The following is a 24584-nucleotide window of genomic DNA, read 5'->3' on the forward strand; positions in this document are numbered from 1 at the left end:
GATGGCTGAGCGAGGTATGCGCATACATCGTTACGGCTGGATTGCGGGCTCGTCAAGGATTGTTTCGGCAATCCTGAGAGCGCTCTCCCAAAAGCCCGAATGGACCTGGAAGCCCTTGATCGATTACAGAATTTTCGCGCCGGGATTGCCGGGCCTCGCCGGCGGCTGGTCAGCCGGCGAGGCGCAGCCGATCAGCCCGCGAGGCGCTCCGCCGCGGCGGCGACCCGCTCGTCGGTCGCGGTGACCGCGAACCGGACGTGACGCTCACCCGCCGGACCGTAGAAGGCGCCGGGAGCGGCAAGGATGCCGCGCTCGGCCAACCAGTCGACCGTGGTCCAGCAGTCCTCGTCCCGGCTGGCCCAGAAGTAGAGCCCGGCCACCGAGTGGCTTAGCGTGAAGCCCGCCTTCAGCAGCGCAGGGCGCAACACCTCGCGCCGGGCCGCGTAACGGTCGCGCTGGACCGCCACGTGCTCCTCGTCGCCGAGCGCGGCGACCATGGCCGCCTGCACCGGCTCCGGCACGATCATTCCGGCGTGTTTGCGTACCGCCAGCAGGCCGCTCACCAGCGCCGGGTCACCGGCCACGAACCCGGCCCGGTAGCCGGCCAGGTTCGACCGCTTGGAAAGCGAGTGCACCGCCAGCAGCCCGTCGTACGAGCCACCGGAGACCTCCGGCGAGAGCACCGAGACCGGCTCGGACTCCCAGCCCAGGGTCAGGTAACACTCGTCGCTGGCCACCACCGCGCCGCGCTCACGCGCCCAGTCGACCACCTTGCGCAGGTGCGCCTGCGGCAACACCTGACCCGTCGGGTTAGACGGGGAGTTGACCCAGACCAGGCGTACCCGGGAGGTCGGACCGACCGCGGTCATCGAGTCGGCGCGGACCACGGTGGCCCCGGCGAGCCGGGCGCCGACCTCGTAGGTCGGGTAGCAGACCTGGGGAATGACCACCACGTCACCCGGCCCGATGCCGAGCAGGGTGGGCAGCCAGGCGACCAGTTCCTTGGAACCGAGCGTCGGCAGTACGCCGATCGCGGCCGGATCCGCCCCGCAGTTATGCCCGGCCCAGGTGGCGATCGCCTCCCGCAGCGCGGGCGTGCCCGCGGTGAGCGGGTAGCCCGGCGCGTCCGAGCCGGCAGCCAGCGCCGCCCGGACCAGCTCCGGCACCGGGTCGACCGGCGTGCCGATGGAGAGGTCGACGATCCCGTCCGGGTGCTTACCGGCGACCACCTTGGCCGGCGCCAGCAGATCCCAGGGAAAGTCCGGCAGGCCGTCGATCCGGCTCCGCGCCGGACCCGACGACCCGCTCCCGTTCCCACCACCGGGGGCGACGCCCCCACCGGTCGGTACGCCGCTCAGTGTCCCTCTCCGCGCCGCTCCTGCGCCGCGACGAAGGTGGCGTCCTTCTCCACCTTGCCGACCTTGGAGGCGCCCCCGGGCGAGCCGAGGTCCTCGAAGAACTCGTAGTTCGCCGAGGTGTAGTCCTTCCACTGCTCCGGCACGTCGTCCTCGTAGAAGATTGCCTCCACCGGACAGACCGGCTCACAAGCCCCACAGTCGACGCACTCGTCGGGGTGGATGTAGAGCATCCGGTTGCCCTCGTAGATGCAGTCGACCGGGCACTCCTCGATACATGCCTTGTCGAGCACATCGACGCACGGCTCGGCGATGATGTAGGTCACCGATCTCTCCTCCGCAAGCTACGCCGCGATCAACCGCGACGGGTAAGAGCCTAGTATCTCGCCGAGGAGGGGGGCGATCGTGCTCCGACGGCAGGATGTGGGACACCGGGTGGTAGTCCGTCGAATTGTAGGGGTTCGTGAGGACCGGCAGCTCTTCACGGATGCTCTAGGTGAGCTGGTCGACCTCACCGAGACCCATCTCACCCTCGCCACCGACCGGGGGAACCTCCGGGTGCCGCTGGCCGAGGTGCACCGGGCCAAGCGCGTCCCGCCCGCCCGACGACCGAACGCGACGGCGGTCGTCGCCCTCGAACTCGCCGCCAACGAGGCCTGGCCCGCGCCCGTACAGGACCGGCTCGGCGGCTGGCTGCTGCGCTCCGCCGACGGCTGGACCGGGCGGGGCAATTCCGCCCTGCCGATCGGCGACCCGGACCGGCCCCTGGAGGCCGCGATCGACGCCGTCGAGCGCTGGTACGCCGACCGCGGCCAGCCCGCGATCATCAACACGCCGCTACCGCTCGCCGCGCCGGTCGGCGTGGCGCTCGACGAACGCGGCTGGACCACCCGGCCGCCGACCCTGATGCAGACCGCTCCGCTGGCCACTGTCCGCGGCCGTACGCCGCACCGGACCGACCTGCCCCCGGTCGAACTGGCCGCCACCCCGTCGGACGGCTGGCTTGCCCTGGCCGCCGCCCGCAAGGCCAGCCACGCCGGCCGCACCGTCGGCGCGGACCCACTGGACAGCCTCCCGGCCGCCGCCCGACACCTGCTCACCGCCGTGGACCAGGTCCGCTTCGCCCACCTGTACGGACCCAGCGGCGCGTTGCTCGCCGCCGGCCGGGGCACCGTCACCGGTGACGGCCGCTGGCTGGGCCTGACGAGCATCGAGGTGGTGCCCGAAGCCCGCCGGCAGGGGCTCGCCCAGCACGTGGTGCGGGCACTGGTCGACTGGGCCGCCGGACTCGGCGCCACCGACGTGTTCCTCCAGGTGGAGGAGCGCAACACGGCTGCCGTGGCGCTCTACCGGCGGCTCGGCTTCACCACCCACCACACCTACCTCACCCGGGTACAGCCCGCGGCGTGAGCCGGTACGCCCGGGTTTGGTGGCGTGGACCGTTACGCCGCACGGTTCAGCGGCGGACCACCCGGCGCGGCTTGGCCAGCTTGGTCTCGGCGTACCGCTTGAGGGACTGGGAGCGGTAGTCCAGGCCGAGCGCGGTCAGCACCAGGAACCCGAGCAGCGTGCCGGTGCCGGCGAACCCGGCATAGAGCCAGATCTGCGAGAAGAACTCACCCGCGCCGTTGGCGAACGGGTAGCTTCCGCTGACGAACGGCCCGACGATGACGGTCAGCGCCATGGCGCTCAGTACAGCGACCGCCACGTCCCCGCCCCAGCGGGCAACCGGCTGCCGCCGGCCCCGTACGAACGCGATCGTCGCCAGGATCAGCCCGATCAGCGCGAACATGCCCAGCGAGAGCCGGTCGGAGGTCTCGGCATCGTTGTCGAACCCGATCCGGATGACCAGCCGGGCGACCACGTTGATCAGGAAAAGCACTGCCGCGAGCACCCCGACCGGCAGCCAACGGTCCTTCATCGCACGCCTCCAGAAGCAGCCGAACCCCGTAACGCTCCCAGATACTTACCATCCCGACCTGGGAGGTTCCATCAGCCAGCCGGGCGGCTCGGCGGCGGGAGCGTACCGGGGCGGGGGGCGAGCATCAGCCGGAACGCCATCACGGCGAAAGCCATCGACCCGGCGAAGATCATGACGATGCCGACCCAGTTGTCCCCGGCCAGCAGGACGTCGCCCTCGCTGGTCTTGCCGGCGGCGACCACCATCAGCCCGAACCACGGCACTGCGGGCAGCGCCACCGCCCACCGCCGCCCCACCGTCCGGTACGCGAACCAGCTCAGTACCAGGTTCGCCAACACCGCGACCAGCACCGACGCACCGATCAGGTGACCGCCGACCCGAAGCGTGGACAGCAGCAGTTCCAGCGTGGCGGTCACCACCGCGGCGACCACCGCCACCACGCCACCGGCGATCCGGAGCAGCCGGTCGAGGATCCCGACGAGCGCCGCCCGGCGCGGTGGCTGCGGATCGGGCGACAGCTGCGGGGACTCGGACACCGGTGGACTGGACAGGGTCACCGCGCTCCGCTCTCCGCCAACGTGTCGGCGTCCGTACCGGCCGACCCGGTCGAGCCCTCGGCTTCGAGCGCCAGGCCGGCGAAGAGGTCGTCCTCCCAGCCGTACGGGCCGTTGCCGGTTCCGCGCTCGCCCACCGCCAGGGTGTAGTACTCCACCCCCATGAACTCGCTGCCGAAGTTGCCGGCGATCGTGTAGAGCCACGAGTTGTCCGGGATCTGGGTGGCGTGCGCCCGCATCGCCGCCTCCTTGGCGGCGTGCGCGTCGGTGCCGTCGATCCGGGCCGCGATCTCGTCGTCCGGGGTGCCGAAGGGCAGTTCCTCGAACTGGTCGATACCGGCGAACGGGTTGTCCGAGGACTCCCCGAACGCGGCCATGCCCGCCTCCAGCACGCTCTTCGGCATCGCCGTCCAGTAGATCTTGGCCGGTCCGAAGCCCTCGGCGGTGGCCAGTTCGGCCGCGCGCATGGCGACCCGGTGTGCCTGGATGTGGTCCGGATGTCCGTAGAAACCGTTCGCGTCGTACGTGACGACCACCTGTGGGCGTACCTCTCGCATGATCTCGACCAGGTGCCCGGCGGCCTCGTCCAGGTCCGCCTGCCAGAACGCGCGCGGGTGGTCGTTGGTGGCCAGGCCCATCATCCCGGAGTCGCGGTAGCGGCCGGCGCCACCGAGGAAGCGGTGGTCGGTCACGCCGAGTGCCGCGCAGGCGGCGTCGAGTTCGGCGATCCGGTACCCGCCGAGCTGGTCGGCGGCGTCCGCGGCCAGTCCGGCCAGCGCCGGTACGTGTATCTCGCCCTCTTCGCCGAGTGTGCAGGTCACCAGGGTCACCCCGGCTCCGGCGGCGGCGTAGCGCGCCATCGTCGCGCCGGTCCCGATCGCCTCGTCGTCGGGGTGTGCGTGGACCAGGAGAAGCCGCCGCGCGGCCAGGTTCGTCACGCCAGTCACTCTACGCGTCCACCCCATCGAGCCAACCGGGTCGCGGACCGGACACGATAACCAGCTCAGCCCCATCATCGATCGCGCCACTCTACGATCGGCCATGTGGAGTATCCGGAACTGGCCGCCCGTACCCGCCGGTTCAGTCACGGCGCGCCACGGTCGCTGACGGTGGCCGGGGACGGCTCCCGGGTGGTTTTCCTCCGGTCCGCGGGCCCCGAGGACCCGGCCGACGCGCTCTGGCTGTTCGACGTCGCCTCGGCGACGGAACGGCTGGTCGCCGACCCCGCCATGCTGCTGGAGACCGACCCGGCGAACCCGGCCGGGATCGTGCCGCTGCCCGCCGCCGAGCAGGCCCTGCGGGAACGGCAGCGGCTGCAGGCCGGCGGCATCGGCGGGTACGCCACCGACCCGGCCGCCCGGGTGGCGGTCTTCGCCCTGGCCGGTCGCCTCTTCCGGGCCGACCTGGTGCACGGCGACGTGGTGGAGGTGGCGGTCACCGGTCCGGTGATCGACCCGCGGCCCGACCCGACCGGAGAACGGCTGGCGTACGTCACCGAGGGCCCCGGCGTCCCCGGCCGCACGCTAGGCCCGAACAACGGCAACGGCAACGGCGGACAGTGCGGCGGTCAGTTACGGGTGATCGAGGCCGACGGGACCGACAACCTGCTCGCCGGGGAGGAAGCCGGGGTGAGCTGGGGTTTGGCCGAGTTCATCGCGGCCGAGGAGTTCTCCCGCTTCCGGGGCTACTGGTGGGCGCCGGACGGGCGGTCGATCCTCGCCGCCCGGGTCGACGAGTCCCGGCTGCCCCGGTGGCACCTGCACGATCCCGGTGACCCGGCCAGCCTGCCGCGCAGTGTCGCGTACCCGCGGGCCGGCGGGCCGAACGCCGAGGTCAGCCTGCACCTGCTCGACCTCGACGGCGGCTGGGTCGACGTGCACTGGGACCGGGAGACCTACCCCTACCTGGTGTCGGTGCGCTGGGCCGACACCGGGCCGCTGATCACGGTGCTGCGCCGGCTGCAACAGCACGGCCTGGTGCTCGCGGTGGATCCGCGTACCGGTGAGACTCAGGTGCACGCCGAACTGGCCGATCCGCGCTGGGTGGAGCCGGTCGCCGGCACCCCGAGACACCTGCCCGACGGCCGGGTCCTGGTCGGCGGCGAACTGGCCCACGACGGTTACGACGCGCGCTGCCTGTTCGCCGACGGCACCCTGCTCACCCCGCCGTCGCTCTACGTACGGCGGGTGGTCGGCCCGCTGCCGGCCGGGACGGGCGCGGTCGACCTGCTGGTGGAGGCGAGCGACGGCGAGCCCAGCCAGCAGCACCTGTTCCGGGTCCGGACCGCGATCGGCGGCGGCGTGGAGTCGCGCCGGCTGACCGCCGATCCGGGCTGGCACACCGGGGTGGTCGGCGGCGACGTGCTGGTGGTCGGCGCCGCGTCGCTGGACCACGCCGGGATCCGCTGGACCGTCTGGCAGGGCGACCGCGAGCTGGGCACACTGGCCTCGCTGGCGGCGAACCCGCCGTACGCGCCGCGTCCGGTGCTGGAACGGGTCACCGACCGCCGGTTGCCCACGGCCGTGCTCTACCCGCGCAGCCACGTCGCCGGCCGCCGGTTGCCGGTCCTGGTCGACATCTACGGCGGGCCGGGAGTCCAGGAGGTGCGGGCCGCCCGGTCCCGGTGGCTGGAGCGGCAGTGGTGGGCCGACGCCGGGTTCGCCGTGGTCACGATCGACAACCGGGGTACGCCGGGCGTGGCGCCCTCGTTCGAGAAGGTGATCCACCGGCGGCTGGCCGACGTGATCATGCTCGACCAGGTGGACGCGTTGACCGCGCTCGCCGGCAAGCACCCGGACCTGGACCTGGGCCGGGTGGCGATCCGCGGCTGGTCGTTCGGGGGTTGGCTGGCGGGGCTGGCCGCGCTCTGCCGGCCTGACCTGTTCCGGTGCGCCATCGTCGGGGCGCCGGTGACCGACTGGACCCTGTACGACACCGCGTACGCCGAGCGTTATCTCGGCCTGCCCGACGACAGCCCGGAGGTGTACGCCCACCACAGCCTGCTGGAGATCGCCGGTGAGCCGCCGGTCACGCCGGACGACGCCCGGCCGATGCTGCTGGTGCACGGGATGGTCGACGACAACGTGGTGGCCGCACACACGCTGCGCCTGTCCGCGGCGATGCTGGCCACCGGCCGCCCGCACGCGATGATCCCGCTGACCGGTGCCACCCACATGGCCGCCGACGGCGCGGCCGAGCGCCTGCTCCGCCTCGAACTCGATTTCCTCCGCCGCCACCTCTGAGGGGTCGGGGAGGAGCACGCAGGCCCCTCCCCGACCGGTGCGCCTACTTGGCGTACGCGTTGTAGAGCACGTGGGTGCCGATGACGTCGGAGAAGAAGACCCCGCCGACCTTCGAGCCCACCACACCGGTGAAGTACGCCTGGAACAGCGGCACCACCGGCACGTACTTCTCGTTGATCAACTGATCGATCTCGGCCCACTTCGGCCCGGCCTCACCGGCCGGCAGCGCACTCACCTCGTCGATGCGCTGGTTGACCTCGTCCGAGTTGAAGTACGACACGTTCGAGTTGCCCTTCGGGCCGAGGCTGCGACCGTCCCAGAGCACCGGGATGGTGGAGGCCGCGCTGGGCCAGTCGGCGGCCCAGTTGGAGATGTAGATGTCGTACTCGTTGCCCCGGGTGCGGGCGGTCGGGTTGTGCTGCGGGGTCTCGACGGTCTTCACCACGACCTCGAAGCCGGCCTTCTCCAGGCTCTCCTTGACCACCGGCGCGGTGACCTGGCCGAACGCGTTGCTGCGGGCCATGAAGACCAGCTTGATCTTCTGCCCGCCGAGCAGCTCCTTCGCCTTTTCCGGGTTGCCGTTCGGGCCGCCGTCCCACGGGTTGGGGTAGTTCTTCCAGCCGATCGTGCTGTCCGCGAGCAGGGTGTTGGTGACCTTGCCACCGGCGTCGCCGCCCTGGGTGAGCACGATGCCCTGCTTGTCGATCGCGTACGCGATGGCCTTGCGGACGTTGATGTCCTTGATCCGCTCGTTGTTGATGCTCAGGTAGTGCACGAACGGCTGCGGCGCCGAGATCGTCCGCTCCTTCAGCGACGGGTTGTTCAGCACCTGGTTGACCAGCGCCTGCGGGGCGCCGTCGCTGCTGATCGCGTACGCGTCGTCACCGGCGTCGGCGATGATCCGCTCGGTCTGCGCGGTGTCGTCCGGGCCGAGTTCCCAGACGAAGCTGTCCGGGTAGTCGTGGCGCAGCGGGTCGGTCTCCGCCTTCCAGTGCGGGTTGCGCTCCAGCACCAGCCGGGTGTCCTTGAGGTACTCCTTGATCTTGTACGGGCCGGAGGAGAAGATCCTGCGGTCGTACTCGGTCTTGGTGTCCTTGGCCTGCGGCAGCGGCGCCGTGGTGGGCAGGGAGGCCGCGAACGGCAGGTCGCAGTGCGGCTTGGCGAACGTGAGGACCAGGGTGCGGTCGTCCGGCACGGTCAGCCCCGGCACGGTGGTGCTGCCGGAGGTGTACGGCCCCTTGTAGGTCGCGTTGTACGCCTGGTTGTCGGCCAGCCACTCCTGGATGTAGGTCGGACCGCCGTCGATCGACTCCTCGAACGAGCGGGCGATCCCGTACGCGACGTCGGCGGCCTTGACGTCGGTGCCGTCCTCGTACTTGACGCCCTCCTTGATCTTGTACTCCCAGACCTTGCAGTCACCGTTGACGTCCTTGCCGGGCGTCTCGGCGAGGTCACCGACCAGGGTGAGTTTGCCCTTGCCGTCCTCGCGGAACTGGGTCAGCGTCCGGACCAGCAGGTGCTCGGCGGCCATCGCACCCACGAGGTAGGTGCGTTGCGGGTCCAGGTGCTCGAAGTCCTGCTGGACGATGGTCCGGATGGTGCCGCCCCGCTTGGCGCCGGCGATCGCCGGTGCCGGTCCCTGCGACTCCTTCGGGTCGGTGGCGATGGCGCTGGTCTGCTGCTGGATGTTGCCGTCGTCGGGCCCTGCGTCGGTGTCCCCGGTGTTCTCCGAGCACGCCGCCAGCGCCGAGGCCAGCAGCAGCGCGACGCCCGTCACGGCTACCGCACGTCCTGTTCGCATCAGTCGGTCCTCCCGTTCGACTTCGATGAAGGAAAACTGCGCCTCCACCGTTGGTTGACAGAACTTTCCTTCGGTTACCGGGCAGCGGGCGGCGCCGACGACGCCGGCCGGGTCAGCCCAGTCGTACCCGGGGGTCGATCACCGCGTAGAGCGCGTCGACCACCACGTTCGCGGCCACGATGAACACCGCGGCGAGCAGCACGGTGGCCATCACCACCGGCATGTCGAGGTTGATCGCCGCGTTCAGCGACGCCTTGCCCAGGCCGGTGAAGCCGAAGATGGTCTCGGTGATCACCGTGCCGCCGAGGTACGTGCCGAGGTCCAGCCCGGCGATGGTGACGATCGGGGTGATCGCCGCGCGGAGCGCGTGCCGGCCGTACACGGTGGCCTTCGGCAGGCCCTTCGCCCTGGCCGTACGGACGAAGTCCTCGGTGAGCGTCTCCAGCATCTGGGCCCGGGACAGCCGGGCGTACGAGGCCGAGTTGAGGAAGCCCAGCGCCAGCCAGGGCAGGATCATCGCGCTCGCCCAGGCCAGCGGGTTCTCGGTGATCGGCACATAACGCGGATAACTCAGCCAACCGGTCTCGTAGACGAAGACGATCAGCAGCAGCGGCCCGAACAGCAGGATCGGCATGGACGCCCCGACCAGCGAGAAGCCGACCGCCAGCCGGTCGAACACGGTCCCGCGGCGCAGCGCCGAGATCATCCCGACCGAGACCCCGATCAGCAGCCAGACCACCGCCGCCCCGGCGACCAGACTCAGCGTCACCGGCAGGGTGCGCCCGACGATCCGCGACACCGGTTCGTCGTTGCGGAAGGAGAACCCCAGGCAGGGGCGCAGGCACTCGCGGGCCGCGTCACCCTCGCCGATCGTACGACCGGCGAAGATCCCCTTCATGAAAGAGCCGTACTGCTGCGGCACCGGCACGTCCAGGCCCATCCGGCGCTCGATCATCTCCAGCCGTTCCGGGCTGCACACCTTGCCGTTGCCGCACATCAGCTCGGCCGGGTTGTTCGGTACGGCGAAGAAGAGTCCGAACGTCAGCACGCTGACCGCGAACAGCGTGCTCACCGCGAGCAGCAGCTTCCGTACGAAGAAGCGGAGCATCGTCGCCGCCCCCTATCGGGTCGACTTCGGGTCCAGCGCATCCCGCAGCGCGTCACCGAAGAGGTTGAAGGAGAGCACGAGCAGGAAGAGCGTGGTGCCGCCGACGATGGTGAAGGTCGGCACCTCCCGGATGAAGTCGACGCTGTCGCTGATCAGCCGGCCCAGGTCCGGGGTGGGTTCGAGGATGCCGATGCCGAGGAACGACAGCGCCGCCTCGGCGGTGATCAACGCCGGTACGTTCAGCGAGAAGGTGACCAGGATCGGCGCCCACAGGTTCGGCAGGAGCTGCCGGAACAGGATGTGCCCGAGTCCTGCCCCGGCGGCGCGGGCCGCGTCGACGAACTCCCGTTCCCGCAGCGACAGCACCTGTCCTCGGACCAGCCGGGCGGTGTAGGTCCAGTTGAACAGCACGAAGATGGCGATCAGCAGCATCGGCCGGAACCAGGTCGCCTCGGCGTCGCGTACGCCGTAGAACTGGTTGACCGCGACCGGGATGAACGCGAAGCAGAAGATGAAGAACGGGAACGCCATGGTCAGGTCGACGAACCAGGTCAGTACGGCGTCCACCCGGCCGCCCAGGTAACCGGCGACCACCCCGACCAGGATGCCGAGCCCGATGGTGAGCAGGGCCGCGGTGAACGCCACCAGCAGCGACGTACGCAGTCCGTAGACGAGTTGGATGAACACGTCCCGGCCCAGGTTGGGTTGGATGCCGAGCCAGTGTTCGGCGTCCACTCCGGCGTACCCGAGCGGGAAGCCGTTGCGGTCCAGCCGTTCCGGGAAGCGCTCCAGCGGCCCCTTGCCGTACAGCCGCTCGACCAGCGGGGCGGCGACGGCCAGCAGGACGAAGAAGAGCAGCGCCCCGCCGCTGGCCAGACCGACCCGGTCGCGGCGCAGCCGCAGCCAGGCGAGCTGCCCCGGCGAGCGGCCGACGAACTCCTTCCCACCCGCCGGTACGGCACCCGGCTCCAGCCCGCCGGCACCGTCGACCACGGCGGCCTGCGCGACCACCTGTTGCTCGCTCATGCCAGGTCTCCCTTCTCCGGGAAGTGGCAGGCGGTGAGCTGCCGGCCGCCGTCGCGCGGGACGAGTTCGGGTTCGGTGGAGGCGCAGATCTCCTGCGCCTTCCAGCAGCGGGTCCGGAACCGGCACCCGGACGGCGGGTCCAGCGGCGTCGGTACGTCACCGGTGAGCCGGATCCGCCCGGTCGGGCCCAGCCGGTTGACGTCCGGGATGGCCGAGAGCAGCGCCCGCGTGTACGGATGCTGCGGCCGGGCGTAGATGTCGTCCCGGTCGCCCACCTCGACGATCTTGCCGAGGTACATCACCGCCACCCGCTGACAGAAGTGCCGGACCACGGCCAGGTCGTGGGCGATGAAGACAAAACCGAGGTCCAGTTCGCGCTGTAGCTGCCGGAGCAGGTTGATCACCTGCGCCTGGATCGACACGTCCAGCGCGGAGACCGGCTCGTCGGCGACGATCAGCTTCGGTTGCAGGGCCAGCGCCCGGGCGATCCCGATCCGCTGCCGTTGCCCGCCGGAGAACTCGTGCGGGTAGCGGTTGTAGTGCTCCGGGTTCAGCCCGACCAGTTCCAGCAGTTCGCGTACCCGCGCCTTGACGCCGCCGGCCGGCTTGATCCCGTTGACCTGCAACGGCATCGCCACGATCCGGCCGACCGTGTGCCGCGGGTTCAGCGAGGCGAACGGGTCCTGGAAGATGATCTGGAGGTCTTGGCGGAGTGGGCGCAGCGCGCCGCGCCGGGCGTGGGTGATGTCCCGCCCCTCGAAGGTGATCCGCCCCCCGCTCGGTTCGAGCAGCCGGACCAGCATCCGCCCGGTGGTGGTCTTGCCGCAGCCGGACTCACCGACCAGGCCGAGCGTCTCGCCGGCGCGTACCTCGAAGTCGACGCCGTCGACCGCGCGGACCAGTGCCGGGGTGCGCCAGCCGCCGCGTACCGGGAAGTGTTTGACGAGTCCCTCGACCCGCAGCAACGGCTCGCTCATCGGTCGGCCCCCGCGGTGGCGATCTGCTCGGCGTAGAGCCGCTTACGCTCGGGCTCGGCCAGGTGACAGGCGACCAGGTGGCCGCGTTCCTGCACCTGCCGCAACTGCGGGACGTCGGTCCGGGACCGGTCGCCGTTGCGGTCGGCGTAGCGGCACCGGGGGTGGAAGGCACAGCCCGGCGGCAGGTTGATCAGGCTCGGCGGGTTGCCGCCGATCGGCACCAGGTCCGCGTCCGCCGCACCGCGCAACGACGGCACGCTTGCCAGCAGACCCCAGGTGTACGGGTGCTGCGGCCGGCGGAGCACCTGTTCGACGCTGCCGTGCTCGACCGCCCGTCCGCCGTACATCACCAGCACCTCGTGGGCCACCTGGCTGACCACCCCGAGGTCGTGCGTGATCAGGATGATGGCGGAGTTGAACTCGGCCTGGAGATCGGCCAGCAGGTCGAGAATCTGGGCCTGCACGGTGACGTCGAGCGCCGTGGTCGGCTCGTCCGCGATCAGCAGATCTGGATCATTGACCAGCGCCATCGCGATCATCGCCCGCTGACGCATGCCGCCGGAGAATTCGTGTGGATACTGGTCGATCCGCTTGGCCGGCTGCGGAATACCGACCCGGCCGAGCAGATCGACCGACCGCTGCCGGGCCTGCCTCCGACTCGCGTCCGGATGATGAATCCGGTACGCCTCACCGATCTGCCGCCCGACCGAATAGTACGGATGGAGTGCGGACAACGGATCCTGGAAGATCATCGCCATGTCCCGCCCGCGCAGCCGGCGGATCTCCTCCTCTGGTCGGCCGACGATGTCCCGCCCACCGACCCGGATCTCGCCGCTGACCGTGGTCCGCCTCGGATCGTGCAACCCGAGTACGGCCAGGCTGGTCACGCTCTTGCCGGAGCCGGACTCACCGACGATGCCGAGCGTACGGCCACGGTCGACGGCGAACGAGACACCGTCCACGGCGCGCACCGCGCCGTCCGGGGTATCGAAGCGCACCTTGAGGTCATCGACCCGCAGGTATGGGCCGTCGTCCACCCGTTGGTGCGGTAATCCGGGCATGCTCCTCGACCGCCTTTCTCCACCCCCGCCGGAACTGGATCTCCGTTCGTCACAGCCGGTGAACCCGGTACGCGTCACCAGGGAGAACCCGACACGGGGGTAGAGGGCGAAACTAAGCTACAAAATCGGGCGTGTCAGCCGGCAAACAGTAACGACTCCGCATCGAGGACGGTCTCAGCCCACTGTCCTAATTCCACCGCGATTGAACCGTTAACATAACTGGCTGACGCGTTGACAACCCCCGACCGAACCGGCCACCGGACAACCCGTAAACCGGATCGCGCAACCCCCGCCGGATCCGCCCCACCCGTACCCACCGCGCCCCGCAAGATCTGATCGACCACTACCGTGCGTAACCCATAGCCGCCGAATCCCCGCGGCTTCGCGGGCGCCGCCGCCGGCATCCCCTGGTACCTGCTGGCCGAGCAGGACACCGGGGCGCTACACCTTTACCAGCTCCAGGGCAGCCACTACGTCGAGCAGTCGGTGACCAAGCCCGGCGACACCCTCTACCTCACCGAACCGGTGACCGCCGAGATCAACCCGACCGCCCGGCTGCCACGCCACCGAGCGGCGATCTCGTTTAGGGTCGGGTCATGACCCACTTCGACGTGGCCACGGCCGCGGTGCAGGCAGCACTGGACGCGGGCGCGCGCTACGCCGACGCGCGGGTGATGCACCGGCGCTACGAGTCGATGTCCGCCCGCAACGGCGAGATCGAGCAACTGTCCCAGGACGAGGACGCCGGCATCGGCGTACGGGCACTGGTCGGATCGAGTTGGGGCTTCTTCGCCGTACCCGAACTCTCCGACGCCGCCGCCCGCGCTGCCGGCACCCGCGCCGCGGGGATCGCCAAGGCCAGCGCCCGCGTGCCCGGTCCCGCCGTCGACCTGGTGCCGACCGGCGGGCAGAGCGGATCCTGGGCCTCGGCCTGTGCCGTCGACCCGCTGTCGGTCGCCCTCTCCGACAAGGGCGACCTGCTGGTGCACGCGACCAAGGTTTCGCACGACAACGGCGCCGACGTCGCCGAGGGGCTCTACCAGATTTGGGACACCAGCAAGTGGTTCGTCTCCAGCGAGGGACACCGCATCGACCAGCACGTACGCGAGTGCGGGGCGGGCATCTCGGCGACCGTGATCGGCGACGGCGAAACCCAGCGCCGCTCCTACCCCAGCTACCGCGGCCAGTACGGCACCAGCGGATGGGAGCTGGTCGACTCGCTCGACCTCGGCGCACACGCGGCCCGGATCGCCCAGGAAGCCCGCGAGCTGCTCACCGCACCGATGTGCCCGTCCGGCGAGACCACCCTGATCCTCGGCGGCGAGCAGCTCGCGCTGCAGATCCACGAGTCGGTCGGGCACGCGATCGAGCTGGACCGGATCCTCGGCTGGGAGGCCGCCTTCGCCGGCACCTCCTGGCTCGACCTCAACCAACTCGGCCACCTCCAGTACGGCTCCGAGCTGATGAACATCACCATCGACCCGACCATCCCCGGCGCGCTGGGCAGCTTCGGTTTCGACGACGAGGGCACCCCGGCGGCCAAGCGCGACGCGGTCCGCGACGGCCGCTGGGTGGGCGTCCTGGCCGGACGCGACTCGGCCGCCGTCGCCGGGCTCGACTACGCCGGCAGCGTGCGCTCCGACGGCTGGTCGCGGCTGCCGATGGTACGGATGACGAACGTCGGCCTGGAACCGGGACCGCACACCCTCGACGAGATCATCGACGCCACCGACGACGGCATCCTGATGGACATCAACCGGTCCTGGTCGATCGACGACAAGCGGCTCAACTTCCAGTTCGGCTGCGAGGTCGGCTGGGAGATCAAGAACGGTCGGCGGGGTCGGATGCTGCGCAACCCCACGTACACCGGCATTGGGCCCCAGTTCTGGCGCTCGATGGACATGCTCTCCGGCGAGACGGTCGCCTGGGGCACTCCTAACTGCGGCAAGGGCCAGCCCGGCCAGGTCGGGCACACCGGCCACCCGGCCGCACCGGCCCGCTTCACCAACGTCCGGGTGGGGGTACGCGGATGACCGGCGCGGCAACCGTGGCGGTACGCGACAAGCGAAGGGAACTGTCTCGATGAGCCGGGAACTCGATCTGGCCGGTCGGGTGGTGGAACTGGTCCGGGAGATCGCCGGCCCGGACGCCGAAGCTGAAGCCGCCGCCACGTACACCGATCGGGCGTTGACCCGGTTCGCCAACTCGTCGATCCACCAGAACGTGGCCGACGAGACGACCGGCCTGCGGCTGCGGCTGCACGTGGACGGTCGGACCGCCGCCGGCTCCAGCACCGTCGTCAGCGACGAGGGACTGCGCGGCCTGGTGGAGCGGACCGTGGCCGCCGCCCGGCTCTGCCCGCCCGACCATGCCTGGCCGGGGCTGACCCCGCCATCCCCGGTGGCCGGACCCGGCAACTGGGACGAGGCCACCGCGAGCGCGTCGCCGGACGAGCGGGCCGATCGCGTACGGGCGTTCGTCGAGGCGGCCGGCGGGCTGGAAACGGCCGGCTACTGCCGTACGGTGAACTGGGCCGGCGCGTTCGCGAACAGCGCCGGGCACGCGGTGACCGGCCGGTCGGCCGAGGCCGCGATGGACGGGGTGGCCCGCTCCGGTGGCATCGACGGGGTGGCCCGGCGCAACACCGGTCGGCTCTCCGATCTGGACGGCGCGGTGCTCGGTGCGCGGGCGGCGGCCAAGTCACGCGCCGCGGCGGCACCGGTCGAACTCGCACCGGGGCGCTACGAGGTCGTACTCGAACCGACCGCGGTGGTCGACATCCTGCAGAACTTCGCGCTCTACGGCTTCAACGGCAAGGCGTACAACGAGCGGCGGTCCTTCGCCGAACCGGGCGCGGCGCAGTTCGACCCGGCGATCACGCTGGTCGACGACGCGCTCGGCACGCTCGGCCTGCCGTTCGATGCCGAGGGCACGCCCAAGCGTCGGATCGCGCTGGTCGAGCGGGGCGTCACCCGTACGGTGACGCACGACCGGCGGACCGCGGCCGAGGCCGGCGCCACCTCGACCGGGCACGCGATCGCCGGTGGCGCCTCCTTCGGCGCGGTGCCGACCAACCTGCGCCTGCTGCCGGAGGGAAGCAGTGAGAACGGCACCGGAGCGACCGAGGTCACCGGGCCGGTCGTCGACTCCGACACCGCCGCCCTGGTCGCCGGAGTACGGCGTGGACTGTTGGTCACCGACTTCTGGTACACCCGGGTCCTGGACCCGAAGTCCCTGGTCATCACGGGTCTTACCCGTAACGGGGTATGGCTGGTCGAGGACGGCGAGGTGACCACTGCGGTGCAGAACTTCCGCTTCACCCAGTCGTACCCGCAGGCGCTCGCGCCCGGTGGAGTGCTCGGCGTCGGCCGGTACGCGTCGTTGCTGCCGGACAGTTGGGACGCTTCCTGGTGGTCGGCACCGGCGCTCCGGCTCGCCTCGTGGAACTTCACCGGCGGCGCCTCGGGCTGATCGTCGGCGTCATCCGCGCTCACGATCATGAGTGAAGTTCTGCACAACCACGCCCGGAATAGGGGCTGGGGCTTTCGTAACCGGTAGGACACACGCGAGACTCCCTTGCGCATCGTGCGCCCGGCGTGCGGCGTAACGTGTACGCCGAACTGCGCCGGAAGGCATAGGTCCTGGTATACAGCGCGCGGGTGGCGCGACTTCGAATCTCATCGCTGCCCCCGTGCGCTCGCCGGAACACCATCCGTGCCCGTCAGCCAGACAGGGCCCTGTCAGGGAGACATAGGAATGACTACGACGGCAACGAGGCCGAGTGGTGCGCGTGCGCGCGCCGCCATCGCGGCGAGGACGTTGCGTACCGACCGCTGGTGGCTCGCGCCGCTGATCACGGTCATCGGGCTCGGCGCCTGGGTCACCTACGCCACGGTCCGGGTGTTCATGCACGACTTCTACTGGGTCGAGGAATATCACTATCTGACCCCGTTCTACTCGCCCTGCGTGACCGAACGGTGCATCCCCGAGGCCGCGCACTTCGGCCGGGTGCTGCCGGGCTGGTGGATCATCCCGGATGCCGCGCTGACGCTGCCGTTCCTGCTGCTCTTCCGGCTCACCTGCTACTACTACCGCAAGGCCTACTACCGGGCCTTCTGGCTCTCCCCGCCGGCCTGCGCCGTCCCGGACGGCCACAAGACCTACAGCGGCGAGACCCGTTTCCCGCTGATTTTCCAGAACGCACACCGGTACGCGTTCTACGCCGCCGCGGTCATCTCGCTGATCAACACCTGGGATGCCGTTCTCGCTTTCCGCAGTCCCGAGGGCTTCGGATTCGGGCTGGGCAACGTGATCCTCTGGATCAACGTGATCATGCTGTGGGCGTACACGCTTTCCTGCCACTCGTGCCGGCACATCGCCGGTGGCCGGCTCAAGAACTTCTCCAAGCACCCGGTGCGCTACCGGTTCTGGACCTTCGTGTCCAAACTCAACACCCGGCACATGCAACTCGCCTGGATCACGCTGGGCACGCTGGCGTTCACCGACTTCTACATCATGGCGCTGGATGCCGGCTGGTTCGGCGACCTGCGGTTCATCAACTGAGGGCCTGACATGACTACGCGAATCGAACGACACCACTACGATGTCGTCGTGATCGGGGCCGGCGGCGCCGGCCTGCGGGCGGCGATCGAGGCCCGGATGGCCGGCAAGCGCACCGCCATCATCTCCAAGTCGCTGTTCGGCAAGGCCCACACGGTGATGGCCGAGGGCGGCGCGGCGGCGGCCATGGGAAACGTGAACAGCCGGGACAACTGGCAGGTCCACTTCCGGGACACCATGCGCGGCGGCAAGTTCCTGAACAACTTCCGGATGGCCGAGCTGCACGCGAAGGAGTCGCCGCAGCGGATCTGGGAGCTGGAGACGTACGGTGCGCTCTTCGACCGCACCAAGGACGGCAAGATCTCGCAGCGCAACTTCGGTGGCCACGAGTACCCGCGACTGGCGCACGTCGGTGACCGGACCGGGCTGGAACTGATCCGGACCCTGCAGCAGAAGATCGTCTCGTTGCAGCAGGAGGACAAGCGGGAGTTCGGCGACTACGACGCCCGGATCAAGGTGTTCGCCGAGACCACCATCACCGAGTTGCTGCTCGACTCCTCCGGCCCGGACGGTCCCCGGATCGCCGGTGCGTTCGGCTACTACCGGGAGTCCGGCGAGTTCGTCCTGTTCGAAGCGCCGTCCGTGGTGCTCGCCACCGGCGGGGTCGGCAAGTCCTACAAGGTCACCTCGAACTCCTGGGAGTACACCGGTGACGGGCACGCGCTGGCCCTGCGCGCCGGCGCCACCCTGATCAACATGGAGTTCCTCCAGTTCCACCCGACCGGCATGGTCTGGCCGCCGTCGGTGAAGGGCATCCTGGTCACCGAGTCGGTCCGTGGCGACGGTGGGGTGCTGAAGAACTCCGACGGCAAGCGGTTCATGTTCGACTACGTCCCCGACGTCTTCCGCAAGCAGTACGCGGAGACCGAGGAGGAGGCGGACCGCTGGTACTCCGACCCGGACAACAACCGGCGCCCGCCGGAACTGCTCCCCCGCGACGAGGTCGCCCGCGCGATCAACAGCGAGGTGAAGGCGGGTCGCGGTACCCCGGCCGGCGGCGTCTACCTGGACATCGCCAGCCGGTTGCCGGCCGAGGAGGTCAAGCGGCGGCTGCCGTCGATGTACCACCAGTTCAAGGAGCTGGCCGACGTCGACATCACCAAGCAGCCGATGGAGGTCGGACCGACCTGCCATTACGTGATGGGCGGGGTCGAGGTCGACCCGGACACCGCGGCCGCACACGGTCACATCCATGGGCTGTTCGCCGCCGGTGAGGTATCCGGCGGGATGCACGGCTCCAACCGGCTCGGTGGCAACTCCCTGTCAGACCTGCTGGTCTTCGGCCGGCGCGCGGGCGGCCACGCGGCCTCGTACGCCGACGGGCTGACCTCGCGCCCGAAGGTGTCGGCGACCGACGTCGCTGCCTCGGTGGACCGGGCCCTGGCTCCGCTGGAGCGGCCGGACGGCGAGAACCCGTACAAGCTGCAGCAGGACCTCCAGGCGGTGATGGGCGACCTGGTCGGCATCATCCGGCGCAAGGGTGAGCTGGAGGACGCGCTGGTCCGGCTGGCCGACCTGCGGGAGCGGGTGGCGAAGGTGGGCGCGACCGGCGGCCGGCGGTACAACCCGGGCTGGCACCTGGCGCTCGACCTGCGCAACATGCTGATCGTCTCGGAGTGCACCGCCAAGGCGGCGCTGGAGCGGGAGGAGTCGCGCGGCGGGCACACCCGGGAGGACTTCCCGAAGATGGCGCCGGACTGGCGCATGGTCAACCTGGTCTGCTCGCTCGACGGCGACAAGGTACGGCTGGAGCACAAGCCGCTGCCGAAGATGCGCGCCGAGCTGATCCAGCTCTTCGACCGCACGGAGCTGTCCAAGTACCTGACCGAAGACGAGCTGGCCGACTTCGATGCCCTCAGCGAGGGCGTACGCACCGGCGGCGTGCACGCTGAGGAGGCGGGCAAGTAATGGGCACCAAGCGCCACTTCAAGGTCTGGCGGGGCGACGAGACCGGCGGTGACCTGCAGGACTATCAGATCGAGGTGAACGAGGGCGAGGTGGTCCTCGACGTCATCCACCGGCTCCAGGCGACCGAGGCGCCCGACCTGGCCTGCCGCTGGAACTGCAAGGCCGGCAAGTGCGGCTCCTGCTCGATGGAGATCAACGGCATGCCCCGGCTGGGCTGCATGACCCGGATGTCGACCTTCGAGGAGACCGACACGGTCACGGTCACCCCGCTGCGTACGTTCCCGGTGATCCGGGACCTGGTCACGGACGTCTCGTTCAACTACGAGAAGGCCCGCGAGACGCCCGCGTTCGCCCCGCCGGCCGACGTCGCCCCCGGCGACTACCGGATGAAGCAGGTCGACGTCGAGCGGTCGCAGGAGTTCCGCAAGTGCATCGAGTGCTTCCTGTGCCAGAACACCTGCCACGTGGTACGTGACCACGAGGAGAACAAGGTCGCGTTCTCCGGCCCGCGTTACTTCATCCGCGCCGCCGAGCTGGACATGCACCCGCTGGACACCAAGACCGACCGCAAGGAGTACGCCCAGGCGTCCCAGGGCCTCGGCTACTGCAACATCACCAAGTGCTGCACCGAGGTTTGCCCCGAGCACATCAAGATCACAGACAACGCGATCATCCCGATGAAGGAACGCGTGGTCGATCGCAGGTACGATCCTCTTGTGTGGCTTGGTAGCAAGATCTTCCGACGGGGTCAGACGGACGGCAACGAGAGCGGTGCACGCACCGACCCGGCCGTCCCCGATGCGAACTCCCACGGGGGCGCGTCCGGTGACGTGGCCGCCGAGGAGCAGGGGCTGCGCGGGGTGAACTGGCACCGTCAGGTGCCGCACCCGACCACCCCCGTGGTGGACGAGCGGGGCAAGATGCCGCTGAGCGAGTTCACGTTCGACCGGCCGGCCGCGCCGTCGCCCTTCGGTGACGACGTGAACTTCCCGCTGCCGGCCGACCACCTGAACTATGCGCACCCGGACCAGAAGGACTGATTCGGCGCATTCAGCCGTACGTCACGAACGAGGGATCGGCGGTACTGTCCGCCGATCCCTCGTCGTATATCGGTCACAACTCTCATTCGGGCACGACAGCCGCTTCCATGCCCTTCCGGTACGAGATCCCGGTCAACCGCCGATCAGCGCATTTCCCGGCCTATTTCTCCACTGACGGCTACTCAGTGTCCGCCAGCAGTGGGCGTAGGGCATCCACGATCGGTTCGTCCGCGGGCAGCCACGGCACCTGGTCGAGTTCGTCGGCCGCGAGCCAGCGCAACTCGGCATGCTCCAACCGTTGTGGCTGGTCCCCGCCGAGGAGCCGGGCCTGGTAGATCCGGAGCACCGCCCGGCCGTGGGCGAGCGGGACGTCCGTACCGACCCGGTCGCCGACCTCGATCCGGACGGCCAACTCCTCGACGCACTCCCTGACCAGCGCGGCGACCTCGGTTTCACCGGATTCGACTTTCCCGCCGGGAAACTCCCATTTCCCGGCTACCTCCGGCGGCTTCGCCCGAGCGCAGCCGAGCACCCGTCCGCCCTCGATGATGGCGGCCCCGACAATAACCCTGATTCTTCGCGTTGCGTGATCATATGAATCGCCGCCGTAACCGTCACTGTCGTCCCCACTCGCCCGTTCGGTCTGCACGGGCATCAACGGTGCCAGATCAATCGGCGGTTCGGGTGCCTTGGGTAGACCGGAGGGCAAAAGAACACGGAACTGTGGACGTGGACACACCAGCCGGCCGGCGACAGACTAGGGGGCACCGACTAGGACACGGGATAGCGACGATTTGGCCACAAGCCGGCAACGACGCTTGGGAGGCATCGTGAAGCGTGCGCTCTGGCGCAACCGATCCCAGCGTGACTACCTGACAGACGCGCTCACCCTACTGCCCGGCTGGCTTCGCGAGGGGCGCCAGCTGAAGCGCACCCTCATTCTCGACGATACCCAGCACGCGGCGCTGACCGAACGTATCAAGATCGTGGCAGACGCCGTACACATCCGTCCGGAACTCCGCCGGCTCGACGGCCACACCCAGATCAAGATCGGTGCGCCCGACGAGGACACGATCACCGAGAACGTGGTCACCCTCGCCGCCCGGATCGAGGACGTCTACCGCAGCGTGACCAGCAGCGACTGATCAGCGCGGCGTCTCCTCACGACGCGCCGGCCGTCTCGGCCGCCTCGTGGATCAGCCGGTTGGCATCGTCGCTGTCGACCCCGGTCGCCCGCAACAGGTCGGTCGCCGCGGACCTGACCTGCGCCACGACCGCCGCGCCCGACAGGCCGACCCCCTCGTGGTAACCGAGTTGGGCCTCGTGGACCGCCCGGAGCACCCGTCTGCGCGCCTCCTCGGGCACCCTGCCGTGGCGGAACTCGTCGTGCAGCAGAAGCACCCCTTCGGATAGCCGGTCCACCGCGGTCGGCAGGCACCCCGGCAGCGGCTCGTCGTCCTCGATCAAGCCGACCGCGCGCCGGGCCAGGCCACGACTGCTCCACACCGCGTGGTCCATGTGCTCGGCCCCCTGGGCGAACAGCGCCAGTGTCTGGCGCCGGTGCCAGCGGGCGGGCGAGAGCTGGACCACCTCCTTCGCACCCTCCACCGCCGCCTTGAGGTTCTCCAGGTCGGACTCGATCGCCCCGAGGCCCTGCACCGCCTGGCCGAGCCGGGCGATGTCACGGGCCGCCATAGCCTGCGCGGTCACCTTCAGTTGCCGGGCCAGTTCCTCGATCGGATAGCTGGCCGCCCGCTGGACCACGCGGCGCGGATTCAGCGGCAGGAGCAGCAGGACCACCACCAAGCCGACCCCGCCACCGATCAGGGCGTCCACGAACCGCGGATACTCAAGCTCGCCCACCTCCGGGGACAGGGCCGCGATCAGCACCGCCGTACCGCCCGCCTGTGCCACCAGCACACCCCGGCCACTGAGCAGCAGCGCCCCGATCACGGCGAGCCCGACGATCACCCCCAGCTGCCACGGACCATTGCCGGCAACCAGCATCAACAGGTCGCCGAACCCGATGCCCACGGCGACCCCGAGGATCAAGGCGATGGTCCGGGGCAGGCGCTGCCCCACCGACGAGGCGATCGTGCCCACCGCGGCCGCGGGGGCGAACACCGGTTGCGGGGTGTTCAGGATCTCGTGCGCGATCCCCCAAGAGAGCGCCGCCGCGGCACCGGCCTGGACCGCGACCATCACGTTGATCTCGAGCTGCCGGAACCGGTCCCGCAGTTTGGTCCTGCTGGCCGCGGCCCAGGCACTGAGGATCCCGTCGATGCGCTTCGTGATCGAGTCGGCCGGCAGCGCGGGGGCGCGCTGGCGGACGGAGCCGATCCGGACCGAGATCACGGCCCGGCTTACCCACTACGGCCGAGGTGAACCACTGCCGGCGTCGGTGTTGACCATCGGCGGGGTGGGTCGGGTGGCGGGCCGCTCCTACCCTCGGCCGTATGGCAAACAACGTCACGTACGACCGGCGCGAGCAGTTCCAACAGATCCAGAGCGGCCTGCTCGACGGCGAACAGATCATCGCGGTCTACGACGCGATCGGCACCGGCACCGGCTTCATCGGCCTGACCAACCGCCGCGTGATCATCCAGGACAAGTCGTTCGTCGGCAAGAAGTTCGCCATCACCAGCATCCCGTACTCCAAGATCACCAGCGTCAGCGTGGTGAGCAACAAGTCCTGGGGCGGCTCGTTCTTCTCCACCGGCGCGATCGCCATACACGTCGGTACGCACACCTACGAGGTCGAGTTCCGCGGCGACCAGAAGAGTCACCACGTACACAACGTGATCCTGCAGTTCATCTCCTGAGCGCTCTGCGGGGCGGGTCGCTCAGATCGGGGCGGAACACGTCCAGTGACGGAAGTCCCCCGTACGGCTCCACACCGTCCGGGCCGCCCGCACGTTCCAGTGCAGGTCCAGCGCCACCCGGGGCTCGACCCCGAGCGCAATCAGTTCCCGGTCGGAGAACTGGAAGAGCCCCCACCGCCGCGACCCGTCCGGCGCACCCTGGATCCAGTACGGATCCAGTTGTGACAGGCAGGTGGCAAGCTGCAGTGCCCCCGCCGAATCCTCCGGGAAGGCCTCCCGCAGAATCCGTTTGATGTCGCTCCTCGGCCAGGAGGCGGCATTGATCGAGTCGCCGTACAGGGCGCGTTTCACCTGCTCGTCCACGATCGCGGTCGACGGCAGCCCGGACATGACCTGGAACGCCATCACCCGGGTCCTGGTGTACGGCCCGAACCAGCCATCCGCCGGAAGGTCGAAGCCGTGGGCCTGCAACCGCTCCTGCAACTCCTGCGCACAGCGACTGTTCGCCCCCATCTCCAGAGCGGCCGGACAGGCACTCGACAGCAGCAACGGCCCGGTCTCCGTACGCCGGGCGTTCGCGGACGGTCCGACCGCGACGACGAAGACGGCGGCCAGGGCGGTGAGCAACACGCACGTCATGAGCACCGCCGCCCGCCGGCCACGCGGCTGCCACCGGCGCCTCCCGCCGGTCCCGGCGACGGCTTCCGGCAACTCCGGCTCGCTCGGCACCGAGGTACGGCCGCCGGCCGGCGCGACATCGGTGCTCCGCGCCGGAGAGCTTGCGTCTCTGGCTGCCGCGGGGCTCGCCTCCGCCGTCGCGATCCGCTCCCGAACCGCCAGCCAGCGCCGCACCTCCGGCGGCGTCCTGCCGCAGGCGGTCAGCAGTGCGACGACCAGATCCTCACGAGGCAGGGTGGCGCGGCCGAGCGAATTGGCCAGTGTGCTCCGAGGCAACCAGTGGCCGGCAGCCGCGCAGCGGCGCTCGATTTCCCGATAGGTCAGTCCGGACTCTTCCCGGATGCGTCGCAGCAGTGCGACGTAGTCGCCGGCCGTGACCACCGAGGCGACATCGGTCCGGTCGGCGCCGTTGTGTAACACGCGTTCCCCCCGAGGTACTGGTCACCGTCAGACACCTTTCCGCACCAGTAC

At 69.9% G+C, this 24584-nt stretch carries 22 protein-coding genes; 9 read left to right on the top strand and 13 right to left on the bottom strand.

From position 1 onward, the window contains the following. Positions 1 to 191: 191 nt before the first annotated feature. A complete protein-coding gene (gene dapC / locus AB0J90_RS33980) occupies positions 192 to 1277 on the bottom strand; it encodes a succinyldiaminopimelate transaminase (RefSeq protein ID WP_363603182.1) in 1086 nt (361 codons plus the stop codon). Between the two features lie 77 nt (positions 1278 to 1354). Then, on the bottom strand, positions 1355 to 1681 hold the full coding sequence (fdxA, locus tag AB0J90_RS33985) for a ferredoxin (protein WP_326562642.1): 327 nt from the start codon (positions 1679 to 1681) through the stop codon (positions 1355 to 1357). A 79-nt stretch (positions 1682 to 1760) separates the two neighbouring features. On the opposite strand from fdxA, the gene AB0J90_RS33990 reads away from it, so the two are divergent. Next, entirely contained in the window at positions 1761 to 2765 is a 1005-nt protein-coding gene (locus AB0J90_RS33990) for a GNAT family N-acetyltransferase (RefSeq protein WP_363603129.1), read from the top strand. Between the two features lie 46 nt (positions 2766 to 2811). Here AB0J90_RS33990 and AB0J90_RS33995 read toward each other — a convergent pair whose 3' ends face one another. From AB0J90_RS33995 to mshB, 3 genes are all read right to left on the bottom strand, one after another. Beyond that, positions 2812 to 3276: a hypothetical protein gene (locus tag AB0J90_RS33995; RefSeq protein WP_363603131.1), complete on the bottom strand. Its 465-nt coding sequence runs from the start codon at positions 3274 to 3276 to the stop codon at positions 2812 to 2814. A 71-nt stretch (positions 3277 to 3347) separates the two neighbouring features. Further along, a complete protein-coding gene (locus AB0J90_RS34000; protein WP_363603184.1) occupies positions 3348 to 3794 on the bottom strand; it encodes a hypothetical protein in 447 nt (148 codons plus the stop codon). A 35-nt stretch (positions 3795 to 3829) separates the two neighbouring features. After that, positions 3830 to 4777 carry an N-acetyl-1-D-myo-inositol-2-amino-2-deoxy-alpha-D-glucopyranoside deacetylase gene (gene mshB, locus AB0J90_RS34005; protein WP_363603133.1) on the bottom strand — a complete coding sequence of 316 codons (948 nt, stop codon included), beginning with the start codon at positions 4775 to 4777 and terminating at the stop codon, positions 3830 to 3832. 96 nt (positions 4778 to 4873) lie between these two features. On the opposite strand from mshB, the gene AB0J90_RS34010 reads away from it, so the two are divergent. Next, the gene (locus tag AB0J90_RS34010) at positions 4874 to 7072 is read left to right on the top strand and encodes a prolyl oligopeptidase family serine peptidase (RefSeq protein ID WP_363603135.1); all 2199 of its coding nucleotides are present in this window, start codon (positions 4874 to 4876) and stop codon (positions 7070 to 7072) included. Between the two features lie 43 nt (positions 7073 to 7115). On the opposite strand, the gene AB0J90_RS34015 is transcribed toward AB0J90_RS34010, so the two are convergent. From AB0J90_RS34015 to AB0J90_RS34035, 5 genes are all read right to left on the bottom strand, one after another. Continuing rightward, positions 7116 to 8873, bottom strand: a complete 1758-nt coding sequence (locus AB0J90_RS34015; protein WP_363603137.1) for an ABC transporter substrate-binding protein — start codon at positions 8871 to 8873, stop codon at positions 7116 to 7118. Between the two features lie 112 nt (positions 8874 to 8985). After that, a complete protein-coding gene (locus tag AB0J90_RS34020) occupies positions 8986 to 9981 on the bottom strand; it encodes an ABC transporter permease (protein ID WP_363603139.1) in 996 nt (331 codons plus the stop codon). Positions 9982 to 9993: 12 nt separating this feature from the next. Then, on the bottom strand, positions 9994 to 11007 hold the full coding sequence (locus AB0J90_RS34025; protein ID WP_363603141.1) for an ABC transporter permease: 1014 nt from the start codon (positions 11005 to 11007) through the stop codon (positions 9994 to 9996). Beyond that, the gene (locus tag AB0J90_RS34030) at positions 11004 to 11984 is read right to left on the bottom strand and encodes a dipeptide ABC transporter ATP-binding protein (protein WP_363603144.1); all 981 of its coding nucleotides are present in this window, start codon (positions 11982 to 11984) and stop codon (positions 11004 to 11006) included. The genes AB0J90_RS34025 and AB0J90_RS34030 overlap by 4 nt, the downstream gene beginning before the upstream one ends. Beyond that, positions 11981 to 13045 carry an ABC transporter ATP-binding protein gene (locus AB0J90_RS34035; RefSeq protein ID WP_363603147.1) on the bottom strand — a complete coding sequence of 355 codons (1065 nt, stop codon included), beginning with the start codon at positions 13043 to 13045 and terminating at the stop codon, positions 11981 to 11983. Before AB0J90_RS34035 ends, AB0J90_RS34030 begins: the two co-directional genes overlap by 4 nt. A gap of 596 nt (positions 13046 to 13641) precedes the next feature. On the opposite strand from AB0J90_RS34035, the gene AB0J90_RS34040 reads away from it, so the two are divergent. The 5 genes from AB0J90_RS34040 (at position 13642) to AB0J90_RS34060 (ending at position 20613) form a co-directional block, all read left to right on the top strand. Then, complete coding sequence (locus AB0J90_RS34040; RefSeq protein ID WP_363603149.1) at positions 13642 to 15078, top strand: TldD/PmbA family protein; 1437 nt, start codon at positions 13642 to 13644, stop codon at positions 15076 to 15078. A gap of 49 nt (positions 15079 to 15127) precedes the next feature. Next, positions 15128 to 16516: a metallopeptidase TldD-related protein gene (locus AB0J90_RS34045; protein WP_363603151.1), complete on the top strand. Its 1389-nt coding sequence runs from the start codon at positions 15128 to 15130 to the stop codon at positions 16514 to 16516. A 285-nt stretch (positions 16517 to 16801) separates the two neighbouring features. Then, entirely contained in the window at positions 16802 to 17608 is an 807-nt protein-coding gene (locus AB0J90_RS34050; RefSeq protein ID WP_363603153.1) for a hypothetical protein, read from the top strand. Between the two features lie 9 nt (positions 17609 to 17617). Beyond that, positions 17618 to 19573 (top strand): fumarate reductase/succinate dehydrogenase flavoprotein subunit, encoded by a 1956-nt coding sequence (locus AB0J90_RS34055; RefSeq protein ID WP_363603155.1) that lies wholly within the window; start codon positions 17618 to 17620, stop codon positions 19571 to 19573. Next, a complete protein-coding gene (locus AB0J90_RS34060; RefSeq protein ID WP_363603157.1) occupies positions 19573 to 20613 on the top strand; it encodes a succinate dehydrogenase/fumarate reductase iron-sulfur subunit in 1041 nt (346 codons plus the stop codon). The genes AB0J90_RS34055 and AB0J90_RS34060 overlap by 1 nt, the downstream gene beginning before the upstream one ends. Before the next feature lie 178 nt (positions 20614 to 20791). Here the strand turns inward: AB0J90_RS34060 and AB0J90_RS34065 are convergent, their stop codons facing one another. Continuing rightward, the gene (locus tag AB0J90_RS34065) at positions 20792 to 21187 is read right to left on the bottom strand and encodes a (deoxy)nucleoside triphosphate pyrophosphohydrolase (RefSeq protein ID WP_363603186.1); all 396 of its coding nucleotides are present in this window, start codon (positions 21185 to 21187) and stop codon (positions 20792 to 20794) included. Positions 21188 to 21443: 256 nt separating this feature from the next. On the opposite strand from AB0J90_RS34065, the gene AB0J90_RS34070 reads away from it, so the two are divergent. Continuing rightward, positions 21444 to 21758 (top strand): 4a-hydroxytetrahydrobiopterin dehydratase, encoded by a 315-nt coding sequence (locus tag AB0J90_RS34070; protein ID WP_363603159.1) that lies wholly within the window; start codon positions 21444 to 21446, stop codon positions 21756 to 21758. A gap of 16 nt (positions 21759 to 21774) precedes the next feature. Here AB0J90_RS34070 and AB0J90_RS34075 read toward each other — a convergent pair whose 3' ends face one another. Next, positions 21775 to 22968, bottom strand: a complete 1194-nt coding sequence (locus tag AB0J90_RS34075) for an FUSC family protein (RefSeq protein ID WP_363603161.1) — start codon at positions 22966 to 22968, stop codon at positions 21775 to 21777. Positions 22969 to 23069: 101 nt separating this feature from the next. Here AB0J90_RS34075 and AB0J90_RS34080 point away from each other — a divergent pair, with 101 nt between their 5' ends. Next, positions 23070 to 23435, top strand: a complete 366-nt coding sequence (locus AB0J90_RS34080; protein ID WP_363603163.1) for a PH domain-containing protein — start codon at positions 23070 to 23072, stop codon at positions 23433 to 23435. Positions 23436 to 23456: 21 nt separating this feature from the next. On the opposite strand, the gene AB0J90_RS34085 is transcribed toward AB0J90_RS34080, so the two are convergent. After that, complete coding sequence (locus AB0J90_RS34085) at positions 23457 to 24533, bottom strand: peptidoglycan-binding protein (RefSeq protein ID WP_363603165.1); 1077 nt, start codon at positions 24531 to 24533, stop codon at positions 23457 to 23459. Between the last annotated feature and the right edge of the window lie 51 nt (positions 24534 to 24584).

This window comes from Micromonospora sp. NPDC049523, assembly GCF_040676775.1.
Lineage (GTDB): Bacteria > Actinomycetota > Actinomycetes > Mycobacteriales > Micromonosporaceae > Micromonospora_G.